This window comes from Aeromonas rivuli (assembly GCF_000820045.1).
Classification (GTDB): Bacteria; Pseudomonadota; Gammaproteobacteria; order Enterobacterales; family Aeromonadaceae; genus Aeromonas; species Aeromonas rivuli.
On record NZ_CDBJ01000055.1, the window covers coordinates 47,375 to 64,944 of the forward strand.

Annotated in this window: 16 protein-coding genes; 5 read left to right on the top strand and 11 right to left on the bottom strand. The window is 63.0% G+C overall.

Annotated features, from left to right (window positions below; translation table 11 throughout):
* Positions 1-22: 22 nt before the first annotated feature.
* Entirely contained in the window at positions 23-943 is a 921-nt protein-coding gene (locus BN1130_RS13345; protein ID WP_042042561.1) for a LysR family transcriptional regulator, read from the bottom strand.
* A gap of 183 nt (positions 944-1,126) precedes the next feature.
* Here BN1130_RS13345 and BN1130_RS13355 point away from each other — a divergent pair, with 183 nt between their 5' ends.
* Positions 1,127-2,539, top strand: coding sequence for an MFS transporter (locus BN1130_RS13355; RefSeq protein ID WP_370736613.1), 1,413 nt, complete (start codon positions 1,127-1,129; stop codon positions 2,537-2,539).
* A 73-nt stretch (positions 2,540-2,612) separates the two neighbouring features.
* Here BN1130_RS13355 and hslU read toward each other — a convergent pair whose 3' ends face one another.
* The 4 genes from hslU to argS all read right to left on the bottom strand — a co-directional run bounded on the left by hslU (position 2,613) and on the right by argS (position 7,342).
* Positions 2,613-3,941 carry an ATP-dependent protease ATPase subunit HslU gene (gene hslU, locus BN1130_RS13360; RefSeq protein WP_042042563.1) on the bottom strand — a complete coding sequence of 443 codons (1,329 nt, stop codon included), beginning with the start codon at positions 3,939-3,941 and terminating at the stop codon, positions 2,613-2,615.
* An 81-nt stretch (positions 3,942-4,022) separates the two neighbouring features.
* Positions 4,023-4,556 carry an ATP-dependent protease subunit HslV gene (gene hslV / locus BN1130_RS13365; RefSeq protein ID WP_042042565.1) on the bottom strand — a complete coding sequence of 178 codons (534 nt, stop codon included), beginning with the start codon at positions 4,554-4,556 and terminating at the stop codon, positions 4,023-4,025.
* 224 nt (positions 4,557-4,780) lie between these two features.
* Complete coding sequence (locus BN1130_RS13370; protein ID WP_042042566.1) at positions 4,781-5,593, bottom strand: SPOR domain-containing protein; 813 nt, start codon at positions 5,591-5,593, stop codon at positions 4,781-4,783.
* A 3-nt stretch (positions 5,594-5,596) separates the two neighbouring features.
* The gene (gene argS / locus BN1130_RS13375; protein WP_042042567.1) at positions 5,597-7,342 is read right to left on the bottom strand and encodes an arginine--tRNA ligase; all 1,746 of its coding nucleotides are present in this window, start codon (positions 7,340-7,342) and stop codon (positions 5,597-5,599) included.
* Between the two features lie 312 nt (positions 7,343-7,654).
* Here argS and BN1130_RS13380 point away from each other — a divergent pair, with 312 nt between their 5' ends.
* The 3 genes from BN1130_RS13380 (at position 7,655) to BN1130_RS13390 (ending at position 9,738) form a co-directional block, all read left to right on the top strand.
* Positions 7,655-8,221: an LON peptidase substrate-binding domain-containing protein gene (locus BN1130_RS13380; RefSeq protein ID WP_042042569.1), complete on the top strand. Its 567-nt coding sequence runs from the start codon at positions 7,655-7,657 to the stop codon at positions 8,219-8,221.
* A 201-nt stretch (positions 8,222-8,422) separates the two neighbouring features.
* The gene (locus BN1130_RS13385) at positions 8,423-8,998 is read left to right on the top strand and encodes a sigma-70 family RNA polymerase sigma factor (protein ID WP_042042570.1); all 576 of its coding nucleotides are present in this window, start codon (positions 8,423-8,425) and stop codon (positions 8,996-8,998) included.
* An 86-nt stretch (positions 8,999-9,084) separates the two neighbouring features.
* Positions 9,085-9,738: a ChrR family anti-sigma-E factor gene (locus BN1130_RS13390; protein WP_042042572.1), complete on the top strand. Its 654-nt coding sequence runs from the start codon at positions 9,085-9,087 to the stop codon at positions 9,736-9,738.
* A 95-nt stretch (positions 9,739-9,833) separates the two neighbouring features.
* Here the strand turns inward: BN1130_RS13390 and bacA are convergent, their stop codons facing one another.
* The 6 genes from bacA to galE all read right to left on the bottom strand — a co-directional run bounded on the left by bacA (position 9,834) and on the right by galE (position 16,134).
* A complete protein-coding gene (gene bacA, locus BN1130_RS13395) occupies positions 9,834-10,649 on the bottom strand; it encodes an undecaprenyl-diphosphate phosphatase (RefSeq protein WP_042042576.1) in 816 nt (271 codons plus the stop codon).
* A 104-nt stretch (positions 10,650-10,753) separates the two neighbouring features.
* Complete coding sequence (locus BN1130_RS13400; protein ID WP_042042577.1) at positions 10,754-11,749, bottom strand: aldo/keto reductase; 996 nt, start codon at positions 11,747-11,749, stop codon at positions 10,754-10,756.
* Positions 11,750-11,875: 126 nt separating this feature from the next.
* A complete protein-coding gene (locus BN1130_RS13405) occupies positions 11,876-12,844 on the bottom strand; it encodes a galactose-1-epimerase (RefSeq protein WP_042042578.1) in 969 nt (322 codons plus the stop codon).
* The gene (galK, locus tag BN1130_RS13410; RefSeq protein ID WP_042042582.1) at positions 12,841-13,992 is read right to left on the bottom strand and encodes a galactokinase; all 1,152 of its coding nucleotides are present in this window, start codon (positions 13,990-13,992) and stop codon (positions 12,841-12,843) included. The genes BN1130_RS13405 and galK overlap by 4 nt, the downstream gene beginning before the upstream one ends.
* On the bottom strand, positions 13,989-15,035 hold the full coding sequence (locus tag BN1130_RS13415) for a UDP-glucose--hexose-1-phosphate uridylyltransferase (protein WP_042042673.1): 1,047 nt from the start codon (positions 15,033-15,035) through the stop codon (positions 13,989-13,991). The genes galK and BN1130_RS13415 overlap by 4 nt, the downstream gene beginning before the upstream one ends.
* Before the next feature lie 85 nt (positions 15,036-15,120).
* A complete protein-coding gene (gene galE / locus BN1130_RS13420; RefSeq protein WP_042042584.1) occupies positions 15,121-16,134 on the bottom strand; it encodes a UDP-glucose 4-epimerase GalE in 1,014 nt (337 codons plus the stop codon).
* 204 nt (positions 16,135-16,338) lie between these two features.
* Between galE and BN1130_RS13425 the strand changes: the two genes are divergently transcribed.
* On the top strand, positions 16,339-17,343 hold the full coding sequence (locus BN1130_RS13425; RefSeq protein WP_042042586.1) for a substrate-binding domain-containing protein: 1,005 nt from the start codon (positions 16,339-16,341) through the stop codon (positions 17,341-17,343).
* The last annotated feature ends 227 nt before the right edge of the window (positions 17,344-17,570 follow it).

The window sequence follows — 17,570 nt, forward strand, 5'->3', positions numbered from 1 at the left end:
CGCCTGGCTATGACGGCGCAGATCACTGCTCTTTCGGATTGGCCTGATAGGGGGCGCGGGCGCAGGTTTCGCGGATGAGGGTGCGCAGCCAGCGGTGGGCCGGATCGGCGTCCAGCCGAGGATGCCAGAGCAGGGCCAGGGTGATTTTGGGCAAGGGGAAGGGCAGGGGCAGGGTCACCAGATCGGCGTGCAGGGCGGCGCAGTGCAGGGCGGGCACCGTGGCCACCAGATCGCTGCCCCGCACCAGCGCCAGCGCAGTGGCAAATCCCGGCACCAGGGTGGTGATGGTGCGCTCCAGCTTGAAGACGGCGAGCGCCTCATCGACGGGGCCGTGCTCCTGAGCGCGCCGTGACACCATAATATGGCGGGCGTCGGCATAGCGGGCGGCGGTCAGTGGGCCTTCGCACAGGGGGTGACCGGGACGCACCACGGCGACGAAGCGATCCTGAAACAGCGCCTGGGTGTGCAGCTCGGGCGCCGTGTTGGCCCCGATCACCCCGGTCTCGAAATCCAGCTCACCGCCGCGCAGGGCGTGGCTCTCCTTGTCGGGCTTGGTCATGAAATGCAGCCGCACCCCGGGCGCCTCGGTGGCGAGCCGTGCCAGCAGGGCCGCCCCGACACTCTCCACGAAACCGTCGCTGGCCCTCAGCCGGAAGGTGCGCACCAGGCTGGCCGGATCCACCTCCTGCTGGGGGCGCAGCACGGCCTCGGCCTCCTGCACCAGCTGGCTGACCCGTTCGCGCAGGGCCAGGGCGCGGGGGGTGGGCACCAGCCCCCGGCCCGCGCGTACCAGCAGGGGATCCCCGGTGGTCGCGCGCAGCCGGGCCAGGGCCCGGCTCATGGCGGAGGGGCTGAGTTTCAGCCGCCTGGCCGCCCCGGCCACGCTGCCCTCATCGAGCAGCGCCTCCAGGGTTAGCAGCAGATTGAAATCGGGTGTGCTCATGATCTTGCCTCGCCTAGCCGTCAGGGTGACCGCCTCATGGTGGTGCCTCTCGCCTCATCATACGCGAGGATCCGGCTCTTCATATGGCGCGTCGTGCAGCTATAAGCTGCAAGCCGTGCGTCTTCCGCTGTTTTATCCCTCCGGCTAGCCTTGTCGATATCCTCAGCTGCCGAGACTCTGCCCATGCCCATGCCCATGCCCATGCCCATGCCCAACGCCATCGCTCCTCACTCATCCGCTACGCGCCGTGCAGGCTTGCTGGCACTCGGCCTCGCCACCCTGCTGCCCATGCTGGCGGGGAGCATGGCCAACATGGTACTGCCCGCCCTGGGGCAGGTGTTTGCCGTGCCCTTTGCCAGCGTGCAGTGGGTGCTGGTGGCCTACCTGCTGGGGATCACCTGCCTGACAGTGGTGGCCGGGCGGCTTGGGGACAGGTTTGGCCGGCGGCGTTTGCTGCTCTGGGGCATGGGACTGTTCGCATTGGCGTCCCTGCTGTGCGCCCTGGCACCCACCATAGGTTGGCTGATTGCGGCGCGGGCCCTGCAGGGGGCCGGGGCGGCCTGCATGCTGGTGCTCGCGCTGGCCATGGTGGGCCAGCTGGTGCCACCAGAGCGGCGTGGCTGGAGCATGGGACTGCTCGGTACCCTGTCGGCCTGCGGTACAGCCCTTGGCCCCTCGTTTGGCGGTCTGTTGATCGACGGGTTGGGCTGGCAGGCTCCCTTTCTGCTGCTGGTACCCCTCAGCCTGCTGGCGCTGGGCTGTGCCCGGCTCGGTCTGCCCCGGGACGGCTCCTCGCCACAGAAGGAGAGGATGAACCTCGCTAGCCTGTCACTGCTGGTGGCGGCCCTGCTCTGCTACGGCCTGGCATTGACCCTGGGGGGCTCCCTGGCCCTCTGGTGGGGGGCGGGGGCCTTGCTTGTCACTGCGCTGTTCATTCGCCGCGAGCGCCTCGACCCCTCTCCCCTGTTGCCACTGGTGCTGCTGGCCGCCCCCCGGCTCAGGGGGGGCTTGCTCGCCAGTGCGCTGGTGGCCAGTGTCATGGTGCTGACCCTGCTGATCGGCCCCTTCTACCTGCGGGGAGCGTTCGGCCTCGATATGGCGACGGTCGGGCTCATGATCTCGGGGGGGCCCCTGCTGGCCGCCTTGACGGGTATGCCCGCCGGCTGGCTGGTGGACAGGCTGGGTGCGCGGCGGGTGGTCCGGCTGGGGCTGGCAGTCATGGGGACTGCTGCCCTCGGCTTGGCCGGGGCGGCGGGGCAGTTCGGCCCGCTCGGCTATCTGCTGCCCATACTGCTGCTGACCGCCGGTTATGCATTGTTCCAGACCGCCAACAACAGTGCCGTGGTGGGGGAGGCGAGCGAGCAGACCCGGGGCGCCGTGGCCGGTCTGCTGACCCTGTCGCGCAATCTGGGCCAGTTGACCGGGGTGGCCGGGCTCGGCGGCCTGTTCGCCGCCCTGGTGGGAGATCAGGGCCTGAATATGGCCAGCGAGCTGGTGTTCGGCACCCAGGCCCTCTTTGCCCTGAGCGCCCTGCTGATTGCTCTGGCGTTCTGGCTGGTGGGGCGCAGCCGGGAGGAGGCGCTGGCGGTGGTGTGAGGATCATGAGACACAAAAAAGACGCCTCCATCGTGGAGGCGTCCAGGAAAGTCAGCGCTGTGCCGAGACTCGCTTACAGGATGTAGCGGCTCAGATCCTCATCTTCGATCAGGGCCCCGAGGTGAGCATTGACGTAGTCGGCATTGATGACGAAGGTCTCGCCGGACTTCTCGGAGGCATCATAGGAGATGTCTTCCATCAGACGCTCCATCACGGTATGCAGACGGCGGGCACCGATGTTCTCGGTGCGTTCATTGACCTGCCATGCCGCTTCGGCCAGACGGCGAATGCCATCCTGAGTGAACTCGATCTTGACCCCTTCGGTCGCCATCAGGGCTTGATATTGATCGGTCAGGGAGGCGTTCGGTTCGGTCAGGATGCGCTCGAAGTCACCCGTGGTCAGCGCGGTCAGCTCAACCCGGATCGGCAGACGGCCCTGCAGCTCGGGGATGAGATCGGAGGGGCGCGCCACCTGGAAGGCGCCGGAGGCGACAAACAGGATATGGTCAGTCTTCACCATGCCGTGCTTGGTGTTGACGGTGCAGCCCTCGACCAGGGGCAGCAGGTCCCGCTGTACCCCCTCGCGGGAGACGTCGGGGCCTGAGGATTCACCACGCTTGCAGATCTTGTCTATCTCGTCGAGGAAGACGATGCCGTTGTTCTCGACCGCATGGATCGCTTTTTGCTTCAGCTCTTCTGGGTTGACCAGACGAGCGGCCTCCTCTTCGATCAGGGCCTTCATGGCCTCCTTGACCTTGAGTTTGCGCTTCTTCTTCTGACCCTGGCCCAGGTTCTGGAACAGCCCCTGCAACTGGTTGGTCATCTCCTCCATGCCGGGAGGAGCCATGATCTCGACGCCCATCTGCTGGGCGGCCAAGTCCAGCTCTATCTCCTTGTCATCCAGCTGACCTTCCCGCAGTTTCTTGCGGAAGATCTGGCGGCTGTTGGAGTTGTCGGCCTTCTCCTCTTCACCCCAGCTGTTGCGGGGGTTGGGCAGCAGGGCGTCGAGGATGCGCTCTTCGGCGGCTTCCTCGGCGCGGTATTTGTTCTTCTCCATCTCGGATTCACGGATGAGCTTGATGGCCACATCGGTGAGATCGCGGATGATGCTGTCCACTTCCTTGCCGACATAGCCGACTTCGGTGAACTTGGTCGCTTCCACCTTGATGAAGGGGGCGTTGGCCAGCTTGGCGAGACGACGGGCGATTTCGGTCTTGCCGACCCCGGTCGGGCCTATCATCAGGATATTTTTCGGGGTCACTTCATGGCGCATCTCTTCGCTGAGCTGCATGCGGCGCCAGCGGTTGCGCAGGGCCACGGCCACCGCACGCTTGGCATCGGCCTGGCCGATGATGTGTCTGTCCAGCTCGTGGACGATTTCTCTCGGGGTCATCTCGGACATGATGAAATTCCTGTATCCGGGGCGGGCAGGGCCCACCCCGTGCAAAATGGGTCGCTTTACTCAGGCATGGCGAGTGGCGCGTTATTTAGCGGCATAGTCCAGCACTTCGATGGTGTGGTTGCCATTGGTAAAGACGCAGATGTCGCCCGCAATCTTGAGGGACTTCTCGACGATGGATTTGGCATCCAGCTCGGTATTTTCCAGCAGGGCGGTGGCCGCAGACTGGGCGAAGTTGCCGCCCGAGCCGATGGCGATCAGATCATGCTCCGGCTGTACCACGTCACCGTTGCCGGTGATGATGAAGGATTTGTGCTCGTCGGCGACCGCCAGCAGGGCCTCGAGGCGGCGTAGGGCACGGTCGGTACGCCAATCCTTGGCCAGGGCCACGGCGGCGCGCTCCAGATTGCCCTGATGAGCCTGCAGTTTGGCTTCGAAGCGCTCAAGCAGGGTAAAGGCGTCGGCGGTACCACCGGCGAAACCCGCCAGCACCTTGCCGTTATAGAGACGATGGACCTTGCGGGCGTTGCCCTTCATGACGGTGTTGCCCAGGGATACCTGGCCATCCCCTCCGATCACGACTTGGCCGTTGCGGCGGACTGAAACTATGGTCGTCACTTTACTTACCTCACTTGAGCCGGTTCACGGCCATGACTGTGCATGAAAATAGAGATGGGGTTGCCGATCCGGCTTTTCAACCCTCATTCCGTTTCGAGAGTGGGTCGACGTTTGGCAGGGGATTGGGCTGTCTGTGATGGAGGGCGGCCGTCAGGGCGGGTAAAAAACGGATAAAAAAACGCGGCGCCGTGTTGCCACGGCGCCGCGTTTTTTATGGTGGGTCGTCAGCCCTTCTTGGGGATGCAGCCGCTGATGCCGGCACCTTGCAGCTTGCGGTTGGCCGCATCGGCCGCCGCCTTGCCGTTGAAGGGGCCCACCATCACCTTGTAGATGGCGCCGTTGGCGGTATTGATGTTCTGCAAGCTGGCACTCAGGCCGGCGGAGAAGGCAATACGCGCCTTGAGAGACTCTGCGGAATCCTGCGAACGCAGAGCCGCACACTGCATCATGTAACGGCCGCCATCGGTCGAAGCCGTCTGGGCCGCTTTGGCTTTCTGGGCCTGATCCTGCGCCAGCTCGGCACGCAACTCACGCTCCATGCGCTCCCGTTCGGCCTTGCGGTCGATGGCCTGCTCCTGGGCGCTGGCCACAGGGGCGCCGACCGGCTTGGGCTGATAGGGCTGCACTTGGCCTATGGGGGTGCCAGGCTGGGGTATGCTGGTCTCCACCGGCTTGGCCAGCTTCTCGGGTTGCAGGGTCAGGGTCGCCGCTGGCGGCGGGGGCAGCACCCCGGGCTGGGGTGGCGGCTCCACTATGTCGACCTGCTTGTTCTCGAGTCGTTCGATATAGCTCCACTTCTCCTGGGGGAGAGCATGGCCATCGGACTTGGGTTTATTGGCGCGCACCTGCTCCTCGATGGTCGGGCCATCGGCGGCCTTGCCATTGATGAGGTAGAGGAAGGCACCAAAGCCGACCACCAGCGCCCCCGCCAGCAAGACGGGGATCAGTGGAAAGCGGCGGCGAGGTGGCGCCTTCTTGGTATTGCGACCACCGGCTCGTCTCCTTGAGCCACTCCCCACATAATCCCGTGTCGCCATGAATTACATGCGCTCCAGGGTGTGGATGCCCAGTACGCCCAGGCCCAGCTTGAGCACCTTGGCGGTGGCGGCACAGAGCAGCAGACGGCTCTGACGTGCCTCCGGCTCTACCCCGTCCTTGTTGATGGGGCAGGCTTCATAGAAGGTCATGAAGTTGCCGGACAACTCGTACAGGTAAGTACAGAGCAGGTGAGGCATGCCACGCTCGGCCACGCCATTGACCGCATCGGAGAACTGGATCAGCTTCTGGGCCAGGGTCAGCTCGGCATCCTCGTTGAGCGAGATGTTGCCGCTGAGGCTGCTCACATCGACACCGGCCTTGCGGAAGATGGACTGGATGCGGGTGTAGGCGTACTGCAAGTAAGGGGCGGTGTTGCCCTCAAACGACAGCATCAAGTCCCAGTCGAAGATGTAGTCTGTGGTGCGGTTCTTGGAGAGATCCGCATATTTGACCGCACCGATGGCGATGGCGTGCACCACCTCGGCTTTCTCTTCGGCGCTAAGGTCGCTGTTGCGGTTCTCCAGCAGGGCGGCAGCGCGCTCCTCGGCTTCGTTGAGCAGATCGACCAGCTTGACGGTGCCGCCGGAGCGGGTCTTGTAAGGGCGACCATCCTTGCCCAGCATCATGCCGAAGGCGTGGTGCTCGAGGGGCACGGATGCCGGCACATAACCCGCCTTGCGGGTGATGGTCCAGGCCTGCATCAGGTGCTGGTGTTGACGGGAGTCGATGAAGTACATCACCCGATCGGCCTTGAGGGTCTCGTAACGGTACTTGGCGCAGGCGATGTCGGTGGTGGTGTAGAGGAAGCCGCCATCGCTCTTCTGGATGATGACGCCCATGGGCTCGCCATCCTTGTTCTTGAACTCGTCGAGGAACACCACGGTGGCGCCTTCGCTCTCGACCGCCAGTCCCTGGGCTTTCAGGTCGGCCACTATGCCGGGCAGCATGTCGTTGTACATGGACTCGCCCATGATGTCCTTGTTGGTCAGCAAGACATTGAGGCGGTCGTAGTTGCGCTGGTTCTGGGCCATGGTCAGGTCGACCAGCTTCTTCCACATGGTGCGGCAGTACTCATCGCCCCCCTGCAGCTTGACCACATAGTTGCGGGCGCGCTCGGCGAAGGCCTGGTCTTCGTCATACAGGCGCTTGGCCTGGGTGTAGAAGGCTTCGAGATCCTTGAGCTCCATGTCGCTGGCGTGCTCGTTCTCCATCTTCTCCAGATAGGCGATCAGCATGCCGAACTGGGTGCCCCAGTCACCGATGTGGTTGGCGCGGATCACCTTGTGACCCAGGAATTCCAGGGCGCGGGCCGCCACGTCACCGAGTACGGTGGAGCGAATGTGGTGTACCGCCATCTCTTTGGCCACGTTGGGGGCAGAGTAATCCACCACCACAGTTTGCGGGGTCGGCAGCTTCACGTTGGCGTTGGCACAGGCCACCATGGCATCGACCTGCCCGGTCAGCCACTGCTGATTGAAGAAGAAGTTGATGAAGCCGGGACCGGCAATCTCGACCTTGGCGATCAGGTCAGAGGCGGGCAAGTGTTCTATGATGGCGGCGGCCAGCTCACGGGGGTTCTTGCCGGCCGGTTTGGCGAGCAGCATGGCCAGGTTGGTAGCCAGGTCACCATGAGCCTTATCCTTGCATCGATCTACCAGCACTCGGGCTTCCAGCTCCGCTGGCAGCAGGCCTGCGGATTTGAGGTTGGCTACCGTCTGTTCAAGTAGATGATGAATATGCTCTTTCATGACTGACCACCGAGGTTATGCGTCGAAATATGACTGATATATAAGGGCGTGAATTTTACCCGCATCGGGCCGAGAAAACTATAGGGATGACCCTCCACCCCTGAGGCGGCGGATATTTCACTGCTTGGTGCGCAGATTTGCAGGATATTGCGTTGTTGTCTGCGACTTATCCATTTCTACTGCATATTGAAGCAGCTTGTCCAGGCTATTTTCCCCTAATAGTGATAGGGGTTTTTATTCCTACTTGGTCTGAATGATCTGACCACTTTGGGGTGTCGTATCAGGAGAAGGCACACGAAATAGGATGCAAACATGAAACTGGCGCTCTTTCCCCTCTCCGTTCATTTGCTGCCCGGTGGCATCATGCCGCTGCGCATCTTCGAGCCCAGATATCAGCGGATGATCGCCGAGGCGGGGGATGCCGGCTTTGGGCTCTGCATGTGGGATAGCCGCCAGGGGGATGAGTTGCGCAACATGTACCCCATCGCCACCCGGGTGCGCATCATCGACTTTGACATGCTACCGGACGGCCTGCTGGGCATCACGGTGCAAGGGGTGGAGCGATTGCGTATCCAGCGTCTCTGGCAGGAGCCGGACGGCCTGCGGGTCGGTGAGGTGGAGCAGTTGCCGCTCTGGCAGTGTGGCCGTCTGCCACGGGATCAGCGCAACCTGGCCCAGGCCCTGCGCGAGGTGTTCAGTGACTACCCCGAATATGCCGCCCTCTATCGCGAACCTGACTGGGACGATGCCTGCTGGGTCGCCCAGCGCTGGATAGAGGTGCTGCCCATTCCCCCCGAACAGAAGCAGTGGCTGATGGCCTGCGAGGACTATCACCCCGCCCTCAGTTTGCTGAGCAACCTGCTGGTTGCCAGTCACTGATCGCGGCCTTTCCCATCACTTATCTCCCCCGTTGGTGCTTGCCCGATGCGAGGGCGCGTCCCCTCCTTGACCAAAAAGAGTAAGGCGTCGCTGATCCAGACGGAGTCTCTGGCCGTATTGATTGGCACGGTAGCAACCAGGGTAAGGGCTATGACATATACTGGCCAGTCACAACGGACTCACAGCAGGATCTCGCCCCAGATGGACACAGTCATAGGCGTTCCCGACCTGAAAACCCAGCTGATAAGGGTCGCCGAGTCTGCCGACAAGGTGGCCTTTGCCGCCCTGTTTCGTCACTTCGCGCCGCGTATTCGCAACTATGGTTTGCGCCATCTTGGCAGTGACGCCAATGCCATGGAACTGGTTCAGGAGACCATGCTGCTGGTCTGGCAGAAGGCACGGCTCTATCACCCTGAGAAAGGGGCGCCCAGCACCTGGATCTACACCGTCATGCGCAACCAATGCTTCGACATGTTGCGCCGCCGCCGTGCCAGTCGTGAAGACCTGTGCGCCGAAGAGATCTGGCCCCTGCTGGAGTTTGGGGCCGACTTGCCCCAGGGACCCGGTGGCGAGGATGCGGTGCTGACACGGCAGATGGCCCATTACGTCAGCGTGCTGCCTGAGCCGCAGCAGCAGGTAGTGCGTGGCATCTACCTGCAGGAACTCTCCCAGCAGGAGCTGGCCGAGCGACTCGGCGTACCGCTTGGCACCATCAAGTCCCGGCTGCGACTGGCCCTGCAGAAACTCAAAGAGCAGGTGGAACGTCATGATGAATAGCCTCGTCATGACCAGGAGCGACCCTGTGATGGGTGGTGCCCCGGGGTCAGGCTCATATCGATCGCACATATTTATGGAGCAGTATCATGATTAAATCCCATCCGACCGAGCAGATGCTGCGTGCCTTCGCGGCCAACGAGCTCCCCCTGCCCCTGGCGGTCGGGGTATCGGCCCATTGCGAGCTCTGCCCCGAATGTGCCGCCCGGGTGACGTTGTGGGAGGCGCAGCTGGCCGAGGCGCTCGAGGCCGCCCCCCTGCCGGTTCAGGTCGCCCCCGAGCTGGACGCCATGCTGGCCATGATAGTGCAGCAACCCCTGCCCGAACTCATCCCTGTGTCTCACACCGACACCCAGCTTGAGGTGGCGGGTCGGTGTTATCGGCTGCCGAGGGTGCTGGCCCGTTACCGCTCCCCCAAGTGGCGGCATTTTGGACCCGTTCGCCAACATAGCCTGCCCCTGGGAGAGTTGGGGGTGCGGGCCAGCCTGTTGCACATCGATGCGGGCGGTGCCATTCCCGAGCATACCCATCAGGGCTATGAACTGACCTTGCTGCTGGCGGGCAGCATGCAGGATGGCGATCAGCGCTACGGGGTCGGTGATTTCATCTGGCGAGATAGTCGCCATGCACACAGTCCGCACACGGTCGATGGCTGTCTCTGCTACACGGTGCAGGATGCCCCCATCCAGTTCACCAAGGGGTTGTCGCGCTTGCTCAATGGTATCTCTGGGCATCTCTATTGAGGCCAAGGGCTCGGCGGGGCAGCACCGCCATTGACGCATCAAGAAAGGGACCCTGGGGTCCCTTTTCACATTCAAGCCTGATTCGTCACGGCAGATTAATGCACGAACACCATGTAGACGGCGAAGGCGACGACGAAGCGATAGATGGCAAAAGGCACGAAATCGAGGCGACGGATCAGCGCCAGGAAGGTGCGGATGGCGAACATGGCCACCACGAAGGCGGTGACAAAACCGACCGCAAACATGGGGAAGTCGGTCATGGAGAGGAAGTCCCGGCTCTTGTAGAGATCCAGGCCGCTCGCCGCGATCATCATGGGGACCGCCAGTATGAAGGAGAACTCGGCCGCCGCCTGGCGACTGATCCCCATCAGCATGCCGCCACTGATGGTGGCTCCCGAGCGGGAGAAACCGGGCCAGAGTGCCAGACACTGGAACAGGCCTATGCCAAAGGCTTGCTTGTAGCTGATGTCATCCAGGGTTTCGGAGCGCACCGCAGGGCGTTTCCATTCGGCGATCAACAGCAGTATGCCGCCGGCGACCAGGGCATACATCACCGTCTGGGGGCCGAACAGATTTGCCTTGATCCAGCTATGAATGGCGAGGCCTATCACCACGGCGGGCAACATGCCGAGGATGATGTGCACCAGAGAGAGGGTGGCGTGATCCTGAGGGGGCTTCTGGCCAAAATGAATGCCGATGAGGCCGAACAGTCGGCGCCAGAACACGACGACGACTGCCAGGATGGAGCCCAGCTGGATCACCACCTCGAAGGTGGCGGCCTTGGGACCTTCGAAGCCCAGCAGATGGCCGACGATGATCAGATGGCCGGTGGAGGAAACGGGCAGAAACTCGGTCAGGCCTTCCACTACGCCTAACACGAATGCGACAAACAGGGTGTAGTACTCTGTCATGGATCGGATCTCTTGGTTGTCTGGATATGATGCGCCCCCGCAAGCGGGGGCGCGCCAATGATGGCGGAAAACCACGCAGGCAACCAGAGAATATTGCCGCTGGCTCAGTCGAGGGCGGTCAGGATCCGTTGCTGCCAGGCTGTATCCAGAGGGGGCTGACCCAGGGCCTGAACGGCGCTGACGATCTGTTCTGGCCTGCTGGCGCCAATGAGGGCGCTACTGACCACGGCATCGCGCAGCACCCACTGCAGCGCCAGCTGTGACAGGCTCTGTCCGCGCTCCTCGGCCAGGGCGTGCAGGGCACGTATCCGGGCCAGTTTTTCCGCCGTGAGCTGGTCCGGCTTGAGGAAAGGGCTGGGGCTGGCGGCGCGGGAATCGGCCGGAATGCCCGCCAGGTAGCGGTCGCTGAGCAGGCCTCCCGCCAGGGGCGAGAAGGCCACCACGCCCATGCCCTGTTCATGGCAGACCGGCAGGGTCTGCTCTTCAATCTCCCGCTGAAACAGGGAGTATTTGAGCTGATTGACCAGGCAGGGAGTGCCCAGCTCTGCCAGCCGGATCGCGGCCTGACGGGCCAGCTCGGCGGGATAGTTGGAGAGACCGACATAGAGCGCCTTGCCCTGACGCACCATGAGTGCCAGGGCCTGACAAGTCTCTTCCAGGGGCGTGTTCGAGTCCGGCCTGTGGTGATAGAAGATGTCCACATAGTCGAGGCCGAGGCGGCGCAGACTCTGGTGCAGGCTGGCAAACAGATACTTGGCACTGCCGCCATCGCCATAGGGGCCATCCCACATCACGTAGCCCGCCTTGGTACTGATGATCAGCTCATCGCGATGGGCGGCCAGATCCTGCTTGAGCAGGCGACCGAAGCTTGTCTCGGCACTGCCCGGCGGTGGCCCGTAGTTGTTGGCCAGATCGAAGTGAGTGATACCCAGGTCGAATGCCTGACGCACCATGGCGCTCATCTGCTGGGGGGCGGCCTCTGCCCCGAAGTTATGCCAGAGCCCGAGGGCGATGGCGGGCAGGCGCAAGCCGTGGCGACCGACGGCGCGATAGGGCTGCTGCTGGTAGCGAGCCGGGTTGGCCTGATAGGGCTGATCCATACAAGTTCCTTTTGAATATCAATGTCATCGGTTTCAGTGGCTCGGGCCAGTCATGCCCGACATGGCAGACCTCTCCTGATCGCTCAGGGTCAGCGCCTCTCGCTGATCGCTCAAACCCGTGCTGGTTCAGCGAGGCTCAAAGCGGTAGCGGGTGAGGTGGTGATAGCGCTGACCCGGCAGCAGCCAGGGATCCCCCAGCTCGGGTCTGTTCGGGCTGTCCGGCAGCTGCTGGGCCTCCAGGCAGAGGCCGTCGTAATCCTGATAGCGCTGCCCGTCACGACCCAGGGTCTTGGCCAGCCAGTTGCCGGTGTAGAGCTGCAGCGAGGGCTGGTTGGTATGCACTTCCATCACCAGCTGTCCGTCACCCGAGACCAGCAGGGCGGCCCATTCCGATGGTGGCCCATTGAGCAGGAAGGCGTGATCGTAGCCCTTGGCCTGACGTTGCTGGGGGTGGCTCAGCCACTCATCCCCAAGGAGGCGACCGCCACGAAGATCGAAGGGGCCCTCGACAGCGTGGGGCGCCAAGGGCAGGCCGCTGGCATCCGTGGCGAGGAAGCGGTCCGCCTTCAGGGTGAGCTTGTGATGACGCACATCTCCCCCCCCATCGAGGTTGAAGTAGGCGTGGCTGGTCAGGCTGACCGGGGTCGGCGCATCGGTACTGACCCAGCACTCCACCACCAGATCCCGCTCCTCAAGCCGGTATTCCAGCGCCACCCTGAGGTTGCCGGGAAAGCCCTGATCCCCATCCGGGGAGAACAGGCTGAGCCGCACCCGGCTGGCCTCCAGGGTTTCAATCTGCCAGGGTTGGCGATGAAAACCCCCCGCCCCCCCATGGAGGGTGTGGGGAGGCTGATTGGCATCCAATGGCCAGCATTGGCCGTCTCGCGCAAGGGTTGCGCCCCCGATACGGTTGGCAAAACGTCCCGCCACCGCCCCCAGCCACACCTGCTGGGTCGGATAGTCGGCGTCGGAGCAGCCGAGCAGCAGCTCCCGCCTCATCCCACCAACCGGCAGACTCAGGGAGCTCAGGGTGGCACCAACATCGAGGCCGCGTAGCCGCAGCCCGCACTCATTTTCCAGCTCGAAGGATCTCACAGCCGACCCGCTCCGGCGCTGGCGCGGCAGACATAGCTGTCGGCCTGCAGGCCAAAACGGGCGGGATATTCGACGTCGATGGCGGCGATCACCTCATTCAAGCGCTCCGGGCGCAGCAGGGCGACCACGCAACCCCCGAAGCCACCGCCGGTCATGCGTACCCCGCCTTCGCTGCCAATCTTTGCCTTGATGATCTCCACCAGGCCATCGATGGGGGGCACTGTGATTTCGAAGTCATCGCGCATGGCGGTATGGGACTGCGCCATCAGTTCGCCGAGGCGTACCAGATCCCCTGAGGCGAGCGCCTCGGCGGCGGCCAGGGTGCGGCCATTCTCGCCGACGATGTGGCGGGCACGGCGATAGCAGGCCTCGTCCAGTCCGGTCTTGTTCGCCTCCAGGGTGGCGGCATCGAGGTCGCGCAGCGCCTTGACGCCGTAGTGACGGGCCGCGGCCTCGCACTGCTGGCGGCGCAGGTTGTATTCGCTGTCCACCAGGCCACGGCGCACGTTGGAGTTGATGATGAGCACAGCGAGATCCATCGGCATGGGGATGAGCCGACTCTCCAGGCTGCGGCAATCGAGCAGCAGGGCATGGTCCGGCTTGGCGCAGGCCGAGATCATCTGATCCATGATGCCGCAGTTGCAGCCGACAAACTGGTTCTCCGCCTGCTGACCGTTGAGGGCGATCTCGGCCTGGCTGAGGTCGAGGTTCAGCGCCTCCTTGAAGGCCTGGCCTATTGCCACCTCCAGGGAGGCGGAGGAGGAGAGCCCGGCCCCCTGGGGCACATTGCCGGAGACCACCAGATCCAGGCCGCGCAGGGGCTGGCCCCGCGCTTGCAGGTACTTCACCACGCCACGGATATAGTCGCTCCAGCGCTGGTCCGGGTGGTGCTCGATGGGAGCATCCAGGGAGAACTCGTCGTGCTCCTCCCCGTAGTCGGCGGCGATGACCCGCACCCTGGCATCCTGGCGCAGGCCGATGGCGACGCAGGTCTCGTAATCGATGGCGCAGGGCAGCACGAAGCCGTCGTTATAGTCGGTGTGCTCGCCGATGAGGTTGACCCGACCGGGCGCGCGGATCATCAGGTCGGCGGCCCGGCCAAACACCTTGTGGAAGAGGGCGCTGGCCCTGTGGCTGGGGTGATTCATGGGGTGGATCCTCGCATCTTGTAGTGGATGGGGCTCAAGGTACGCAGTCGCTCGGCGGCCTGCTCCGGGGTGAGATCGCGCTGGGTCTCGGCCAGCATCTCGAAGCCCACCATGAACTTGCGCACAGTGGCAGAGCGCAGCAGGGGCGGGTAGAAGTGGGCATGAAGCTGCCAGGCCTCGGGGCAAGTCGAGTGCGGCGGCGCGAAGTGCCAGCCCATGGAGTAGGGGAAGCTGTACTCGAACAGGTTGTCGTAGCGGCTGGTGAGCTCCTTGAGGGCCAGGGCCAAGTCCTGCTGCTGCGCCGGGCTGAGATCCAGCATGGAGGGCACATGGGCCTTGGGCAGCAACAGGGTTTCGAACGGCCAGGCGGCCCAGAAGGGGACCACCGCCAGCCAGTGTTCGCTCTCCACCACGATGCGGGATCTATCTTTCAGTTCCCGTTCCACATAGTCGAGCAGCAGGGGGCGGCCATGCTCGGCCAGCCACTGCTGCTGGCGCTCCTGCTCCCTGGCTATCTCGTTGGGCAGAAAATCGCTGCCCCAGATCTGACCATGGGGGTGAGGGTTGGAGCAGCCCATGACGGCGCCCTTGTTTTCAAAGACTTGCACCCAATCCCACTGCTGGGATAGCTCGGCCACCTGGTCGCGCCAGGTATGGATCACCGCCTCTATCTCGGGCAGGGCCAGCTCGGGCAGGGTCTTGCCGTGATCCGGCGAGAAGCAGATGACCCGGCTGGTGCCACGGGCCGCCTCCAGTTGCAGCAGCGGATCCTGGCCCTCCTGCGCAGCCGGGGTGTCCTGCATCAGGGCGGCAAAGTCGTTGGTGAAGACGAAGGTGTCGCTGTAGTCGGGGTTCTTGTCGCCACTGACGCGGGTATTGCCGGCGCAGAGAAAACAGTCGGGATCATGGGCGTGGCCCGGCGCCTCGCTTATCTTCTCAATCTGGCCCTGCCAGGGGCGCTTGGCCCTGTGGGGGGAGACCAGCACATACTGGCCGGTCAGGGGATTGAAGCGGCGGTGGGGGTGATCCAGGGGATCGAACATCATCACACCTCGTGACTGTCTGTCATGGAAAGGGAGGCTATGGCACCGGGCCGTAGCGAGCGGGTAGCGGCGGTCAGCAAGCGGCTCATTGGTCATAACCCTGGGGGTTGAGGGATTGCCAGCGCCAGCTGTCGGCGCACATGGCCGGGAGATCCCGGGTGGCATGCCAGCCCAGCTCACGTTCGGCCTTGGCGGGATCGGCCCAGCACTCGGCGATGTCTCCCGGGCGCCTTGGTTCCAAGGCGTAGGGAACAGGTCGGCCGCATGCCTGCTCGAATGCCTGAACCATTTGCAATACGCTCTGGGGCTGGCCCGTTCCCAGGTTATAGGCATGAACGCCGGGGCGACTGACGCAGTGTTGCAGCGCCTTGACGTGGCCCTCTGCGAGATCCATCACATGGATATAGTCGCGAACACCTGTGCCATCCAGGGTGGGGTAATCGTTACCAAATACCGATAATTGCGGGCGTCTGCCGATGGCCACCTGAGTCAAAAAGGGCATGAGATTGTTGGGCATGCCCTGGGGATCCTCCCCCATGGTGCCGGATTCATGGGCACCAACCGGATTGAAATAACGCAGTTGCGTCATGCTCCACTGGGGTTCGGCGGCCTGCAGATCCTCGAGGATCTGCTCGATGATCAGCTTGGATCTGCCATAGGGGTTGGTGGCCGAGCGGGGGAACTCCTCGCGGATCGGCACGCTGGCCGGATCGCCATAGACAGTAGCCGAGGAGCTGAATACCAGGTTGTGCACCTGGGCCCGCGCCATGGCCTGTAGCAAATCCAAGGTACCGGCGACATTGTTCTGGTAATAGGCCAGCGGGATCCGGGTCGATTCACCGACGGCCTTGAGCGCGGCAAAGTGGATGACGGCGCTAATCTCATGCTCGGTGAAGATGCGATCCAGCAGGGCGGAATCCCTGATATCCCCTTGATAAAAAACAGGCTTCTGACCAGAAATGGTGGCGATGCGATCCAGCACGGCCAGCTTGCTGTTGCAGAGATTATCCAGGATCAGCGGTGTGATACCCGCGGCCTGCAGTGCGAGGCAAGTGTGGCTGCCTATGTAGCCGCAACCGCCTGTGACCAATACCTTCATCCCTTGTCTCCGGTAAAGGGGGTGTGGATCAGGAGTCTAGCCGAGCCTCTGATGGCTAAACTGTGAGCGGGTTAACAATATTGTGTAAACGATTACACTCTTTTGTTTATAGCCGACTCGGGGGCAGTGCGCTTTTCCCCTGTTATCAAAGGGATTGCTGGTTATAATGACCCGGTCGCGGTCAGTGAAAAGAGTGAAAACAGCATGAGCACCATCAAGGATGTCGCCCGTCTTGCCAATGTCTCGGTGGCAACGGTTTCACGGGTGATGAACAACTCTCCCAAGGCGAGTGCCACCTCGCGCGCCCTGGTCCAGCAGGCCATGGCGGAGCTGGGTTACACCCCCAACGCCAACGCGCGGGCCCTGGTCAGCCGTACCTGTGACACCATGGGGGTGGTGGTCAATGATGTGGCCGATCCCTTCTTCGGCGCCCTGATCAAGGGGGTGTCCGGGGTCGCCGTGGAGCGGGGCTTGCACCTGTTGATGGGTAATGGTTTTCACAATGCGGAGCAGGAGCGGGGCGCCATCGAGCTGCTGATCGGCAAACGCTGTGAGGCCCTGGTGGTTCACAGCAAGGTGCTCAGTGACGAAGTGCTGATTGATTACGCCATGCGAGTACCAGGCATGGTATTGATTAATAGAGATATTCCCGCCTTGAAGGGGCGCTGTATCTCCCTCAACAACAGCTTGGGGGCCGCCACCGCCACGCGCCATCTGCTGGAGCTGGGTCATCGCCGTATTGGTTTCCTCGGTTCGGATCACGCCATCGAAGATGCCAGCTCCCGGTTGCAGGGCTATCGCGACGCCCTGAGCGATGCGGGGGTGGTGGCAGATGCCGAACTGGTGGAGTGTGGCACCCCCAATGAAGAGGGGGGAGAGCGCGCCATGCTCAATCTGCTCGCCAAGGGGCTGAAGGTGACCGCTCTGGTGGCCTACAACGACGCCATGGCGGCCGGCGCCATCTCCGTGTTGGCCGATAACGGCTTCAAGGTGCCGGAGGAGGTGTCCGTGGTTGGCTTCGATGACATCATCTACGCCAGATACCTGAGACCCAAACTCTCTACCATGCGCTACCCCATCGAGCTCATGGCGGCCCAGGCGGCCAAGTTGGCGCTGCAGCTGGCCGCAGGTGAAGGTGAGGCGCAACAGAGCCGCATCTATACGCCGACCCTGATCAATCGTCACTCGGTCGCCCCCCTGCGCAGTTAAATCCCCACCTTGGCCTCGTTTAGACAGCAGACCCGCCTGATGGCGGGTCTGCTGTTTCTGGCATATTCAGCGATGCCACCGTGGCAGGAGGTTGAGGGATCTGCGGCCAGCTCCCCCGATCGACGGGACAATGCGGGTTGCTCGCATGATGACTATTGTGACTCTCACCCCGCATTATTCTGGCCTTATCTATCGAAGTGTAATCGTTTACATCTTTGTGAGGCAGA

Bases quoted from the DNA above. Each gene is read 5' to 3' on its own strand.
- BN1130_RS13345 (WP_042042561.1), bottom strand. From the start codon at position 943: ATGAGCACACCCGATTTCAATCTGCTGCTAACCCTGGAGGCGCTGCTC.
- BN1130_RS13380 (WP_042042569.1), top strand. From the start codon at position 7,655: ATGAAACTGGCGCTCTTTCCCCTCTCCGTTCATTTGCTGCCCGGTGGC.
- galE (WP_042042584.1), bottom strand. From the start codon at position 16,134: ATGAAGGTATTGGTCACAGGCGGTTGCGGCTACATAGGCAGCCACACT.
- BN1130_RS13415 (WP_042042673.1), bottom strand. From the start codon at position 15,035: ATGTTCGATCCCCTGGATCACCCCCACCGCCGCTTCAATCCCCTGACC.
- BN1130_RS13370 (WP_042042566.1), bottom strand. From the start codon at position 5,593: ATGGCGACACGGGATTATGTGGGGAGTGGCTCAAGGAGACGAGCCGGT.
- BN1130_RS13355 (WP_370736613.1), top strand. From the start codon at position 1,127: ATGCCCATGCCCATGCCCATGCCCATGCCCAACGCCATCGCTCCTCAC.
- argS (WP_042042567.1), bottom strand. From the start codon at position 7,342: ATGAAAGAGCATATTCATCATCTACTTGAACAGACGGTAGCCAACCTC.
- BN1130_RS13390 (WP_042042572.1), top strand. From the start codon at position 9,085: ATGATTAAATCCCATCCGACCGAGCAGATGCTGCGTGCCTTCGCGGCC.
- BN1130_RS13400 (WP_042042577.1), bottom strand. From the start codon at position 11,749: ATGGATCAGCCCTATCAGGCCAACCCGGCTCGCTACCAGCAGCAGCCC.
- BN1130_RS13425 (WP_042042586.1), top strand. From the start codon at position 16,339: ATGAGCACCATCAAGGATGTCGCCCGTCTTGCCAATGTCTCGGTGGCA.
- hslU (WP_042042563.1), bottom strand. From the start codon at position 3,941: ATGTCCGAGATGACCCCGAGAGAAATCGTCCACGAGCTGGACAGACAC.
- galK (WP_042042582.1), bottom strand. From the start codon at position 13,992: ATGAATCACCCCAGCCACAGGGCCAGCGCCCTCTTCCACAAGGTGTTT.
- BN1130_RS13385 (WP_042042570.1), top strand. From the start codon at position 8,423: ATGGACACAGTCATAGGCGTTCCCGACCTGAAAACCCAGCTGATAAGG.
- bacA (WP_042042576.1), bottom strand. From the start codon at position 10,649: ATGACAGAGTACTACACCCTGTTTGTCGCATTCGTGTTAGGCGTAGTG.